Here is a 4,978-nt window from a genome sequence, read left to right on the forward strand (position 1 = left end):
AGCCTGCTGAACGCGTTTGCCAAAAAGGCACTCCGTGACTATTGGTTCTCCAGCGGCACACCCACCTATCTGGTCCGCCTGCTGAACCATACGCAGGAGGACCTGAACGGAATGACCGGCAAATATTACGAGGACAAGGAGTTTGTCGATTATAAGGCGGATGTGGAAAAGCCCCTGCCGATGATTTACCAAAGCGGATACCTGACCATCAAGGGCTACGACAGTGATTTCGGTACATTCCTGCTCGACTTCCCGAATAATGAGGTGAAGAGCGGCTTTGTATCGTTGGTTGCTTCCAGTTATTTGCAGCCTCAGGAAAACCTGGGCGGCTGGATACGGAGTGTGGTTGTTTCCATGCGTCAAGGCGATTTGGAACAACTCCGCAAGCTGTTTACTTCTTTTCTCGCCAGTATCCCATACTCAATGCGTGCTAAGAAGGACGAGGCGGAGAAGGAACGCTTCTTCCACTATACGCTTTACCTCATCTTCCGCCTGATAAGCGTCTACACGGTCTATGCCGAAAAAGAGCAGAGTCAGGGGCGTGCCGACTGCATCGTGGAGACGGATGACTACATTTATATTTTCGAGTTCAAGCGCGACGGTACGGCGGACGAGGCTTTGGCGCAGATAGAGGCGAAAGGTTATGCCCGACCCTACGAAGCAGACCCGCGCACCTTATATAAAATAGGTGTGAACTTCTCTTCCGAAACGGGGACGGTGGAGGACTGGAAAACCGTCTGATTTACTATTTGACTATTTACGATTTACTATTAATGAATTTCGTAAATATCCATGTAGGGGCGTATCGCATACGCCCTGAATGCGTCAACTTATCCACGCGGATGATTTCAGGGCGTATGCGATACGTCCCTACAGTTCATTGAGTGAAATGTGGATATTCACTAATAAAAAAGTGGTTATTAATCGTTTTTCGGGAAAGAGAATATGAGCGGCTTGCAAATAAAGACACTTCCGGAAGGTTGATAGGCCGGATGCAAGCGTTGGCGAGTTTATAGTTGGGGAGCGATGTATTTGAGGATGATTTTGTCTTCCGTATAGGTCCGATAGTAGAATCGGGAGTTTTCCATCAGCATGTTGATGTACCCGTTTACAGAGGAATGCTCCGTTTCGAAATTGTTTGTTCTTTATATCAGCTTTCATCTATTGTCCTGTGGCTTGCCATTTGGGAGCTCTTCTGCATTAGCTGCAAAGGTAATACATCACAACGGCTGCGCTTAGGCAGATAATCAAGACGACAAAGGCTTTCTGGATGTTGGCTTTCATAAGGATAATCAGTTAAAAAAGAAGAGAGGCAGCCCCAACACGAGATTGAGAATGCCTCTCTTATCTTAGGTAAGCATTTGGTTATTTAAATCACTTTGATTACCACCTTTGTATTATTGAAGCGTGATATCAATGTATTTATAACTTTCCGGATTTTCATGTCCGAATACGTCAACCAAAGTAAACTTTAATTCAGCACCCTTGATGTCAGATACCGGCGGGTTTTCCGTCAATATTGTTGTGAATATGAATTCTTGAGTGCTTTCATCAAACGAAACCTTGAAGTATTCATCGTTTACACCGCCTGTTGCCAAATGGCAATCTTTAATCTGGCTGGCAGTAAGAGTTGTGATATTAGTATCACCTTCTTTAAGTTTCAAGATATCGGCAGCTGCTATGCGAGTAGTTTGACCATAAACAATTTCACTATGAATCGGTGCCTTCTTAGCATCGTAATTCTTCCATTCAGAAGTTAATCCATTGCCGCAAACCAATCTCATCTTGAAGTTCTTGTCTGTCGGAGCATCTACTTCGTAGTTAGTATCATCAGATTCCGAAGAAATGCCTTCGTAAACATATCCTACAGTCACATTGTAAACCTTATCAGTAGTATTCTTATCTGAGAAGAGTTTAGCTGCATCATTCATGTTATTATCTACATCAAGATAGAATCCATAACGATCATCGTTATTGATCCAATCAGAGTTGAATACAATCTGATCGTTATCGCTGGTGAATGTATAATTCCTGTCTACAATTGCATTATCTGCTGTAGAAATGCCATTGAATGCAGTACCCAAATTATGAACCGGATTATTATTCCAGTTATTGATATTTACAACCACTTCCTTAGCACCGTTTGTCAACTGGTTATTCTTCATAGAGAATTCGCTCGGGAATGTAGGCATTTCCTTAGTGAACGATACTTTAACAGTTCTTACAACAGCTTCTTTTTCATTTCTGATATTGAAGGTTCCGCTATAAGTTCCACCGTCTTTGTACATCCAAGGAAGTTCATTTAACGTAATCTTCATTGTCTCTGCATAATACGGAGATGTAGAATTTCCATTTTCATCAATAAACTCAATTCTAAATCCAGACTTATATGTATTATTGCCTTTGCTTACAACTGGATTATTTTCATAATCAACTGTCCAATCGGACATGCGGTAGAACATACTTTGTTTGAACAACTGGGTCAATTCGGCAGGTATAGGAATTTCGTCAATTACCTGATCGTTGAATTCTGTCGGAGTATATTTAACGTCAGTTACCTCTATTTGAGCAATATTGCCAACAGATACATAGAATGCTTTACCGTCTGGGTCAACCAATGTACCATCTTGATTGATGGCATATACACGGAAACCGATGATATCGCCATTAGCACTTTCGTCTTTAATGTTCAAAGTGATTTCTCTTGAAGTGGTGATTTGATTCAGACCTTCAATCTTTCCAGCATAAGAGTTCCATGCATTGATTTCAGACGGAGCACTTTCTACGGCACGTTGTGAATCCAGTGTCACATAGAAACCATAGATACCTGCCAAATCTGCTTCAGATTGATTTTCATTACCCAGTCTTACAGTAAATGCTTCATTAGGTTTAGCCATGAAGAAATTTCGTGAATTTCGTTCATCTCCACCATAATACCAATCTTGTTTATTACCGTAAATTGTCCGTGTGTAACCTGCATCAATTCCATCTACTTCAGTCAAGAAATTTGTACCATCTTCTTGAAGTTCACCTTCAGCGTCCAAATCCCATGCTTTATCAAACAACAAATTTTGCTGTTCGTCTACGACCCAAGTATGTCCTTGATTGTCATTAGTATAGTCATTGTTTCTTTCTTCTGCATAATAGTAACGGTTGCGGATATCCTTATAATAAGTATCGTTTACCATGAATTCTAAGTCATAATGATAATCGTACTCATTGCCTAAAGTCAAATCGTATCCACTGGTTACGTAACGTTCTGTATCTTCCGGAGTATCTTTGACAGCAACAGCATAAAGGATGTCTTTAAGTTCTTTTATCTTTTCTACATCCATACCTTCTTTGTAATCATATTTAGAAGCAGCGTTATAAGCTTCATCTTTGTAGCTCGCTTCGTTCAGTTTGAACTTCACTTGCCACAATCCGTTAGCTGAAATACCACGAGTAGCTACACCTTTCACAGGTTCAACGCTTTCAATGGTTACCAAGTTATCCAATGTTACTTTATCAGAATTTACGAATGAAATTTGCTGCGGAGTCAGTACAGCATTAGTCGGAGATACACGAATAACAATAGAATCAGACAAGAAAGCACGTTCGCCTTTCTTGAATTCACGTTGATTTGCGATTTCGTATGTACCAGCTTCAACTTCGTCCTTACCGAATGTATAATCTACGCGTGCAACAGCAGTACGCAAATCCAAAGTAGTCAGAGCACCTTGAACAATGCTATTGTTACTACCATTCAAATTATAGTTCACAACGGTCACAAATGTTACAGCCTTGCTGAATGCAGCAGAAATTACATCCAGTTCAGCACCAACAGTTTCAGTCACCTGCTCTGCAATCTTGTTAGCCATTTCTTCGGTCAACTGACCAGCTTCGATGGCTTCGATTGAAGCTTTCAAAGCATCAATGTCTGCACCTGTCAGAGCCTTATATTCGTCCAAAGCAGCAACCTGTGCCTCAATAGCGGTTTTGTTGGCAGCAATCTGCTGAGCGTTTTCAGCTACAGAAGCTTCCAACTCAGTGATGGCGTTCTGCAAATTGGTGTCAGCTTGTGCCAAGGCTTCCAGTGAAGCTTCAGTGTTAGTCTTGAACTGTTCCAAAGTCTGGATGCTGCCCGAAATGCCTGCCAATGTTTCGTTAACAGTAGCAATAGCAGCCTGCAGTTCTTCTTTGTCTGCAGTAGCGGCAGCTTGCAGTTCAGCCTTTGCCGCTTCCAAGTCAGCCTTTGCAGCTTCAATGGCAGCGTTTTGAGCAGTCAGAGCAGCTTGTTGGGCAGCACTTTCGGCAGCATCAATTGCGCTTTGCAAACCGCTTTGTGCAGATTGCAAACTGCTGATAGTGCTTTCTATCGCACTAATCTTGGTGCTTACACCTTCCTGGCCACTGATTTGTTCTTGTAGATTGTTGATGTCATCATCATAGTCTTTACAAGAGGTAAAAGTTCCTGTTGAAGCGACCAATAACGCTCCGAACAGCAGTGCACTTAAATACTTTTTTCTCATAACAAATAAAATTTAATTTATAAATTAAAAAACTCAAATCGTTCTAACTCAGGTCTTTGCAAGTCCTGCTTTACCTTTTGTATCTGCCTGTTTCAACTCAGGCTTGTAACCGCGCCGGCTACTGACGGATTGTTTGTAAACGGCTGATTTATAGGAATGTATTCGAATTGTATTAGGGTTTGTTAACTAAATGTGCCGGATATGTGCCGGTTTTGTAGTCGGGAAGTTGAATGAAAGGAGAAGGCAAAAGATTGAAATGAGCCTTGCAGGAAATGATATTTGTATGAAAAAATTACAATAAAATATTGTTTAATATAGATTAACTTTACGATAAAATTGATGCTGTTTTTCTGTGATGAATAAGAAGCTGTTTTGAATTTATCGTGCGATGATTTGGGATGAGTTTTTGAGGCATTTTCGCTTCTGTGATGAGGAAGATAGCGGGCTATCTGACGAAGAACAGGAGC

2 protein-coding genes are annotated in these 4,978 nt (G+C 41.2%); one reads left to right on the forward strand and one right to left on the reverse strand.

Annotated elements, in window-relative coordinates:
* Nucleotides 1–741: PD-(D/E)XK nuclease domain-containing protein (locus B5F71_RS18730; protein WP_206423869.1), on the forward strand; the 741-nt coding region annotated here is incomplete at its 5' end.
* Between the two features lie 656 nt (nt 742–1,397).
* Here the strand turns inward: B5F71_RS18730 and B5F71_RS18735 are convergent.
* The gene (locus tag B5F71_RS18735) at nt 1,398–4,511 is read right to left on the reverse strand and encodes a hypothetical protein (RefSeq protein ID WP_087213363.1); all 3,114 of its coding nucleotides are present in this window, start codon (nt 4,509–4,511) and stop codon (nt 1,398–1,400) included.
* Nucleotides 4,512–4,978 lie beyond the last annotated feature (467 nt).

This window comes from Bacteroides sp. An269, assembly GCF_002159755.1.
GTDB classification, from domain to species: domain Bacteria; phylum Bacteroidota; class Bacteroidia; order Bacteroidales; family Bacteroidaceae; genus Phocaeicola; species Phocaeicola intestinalis.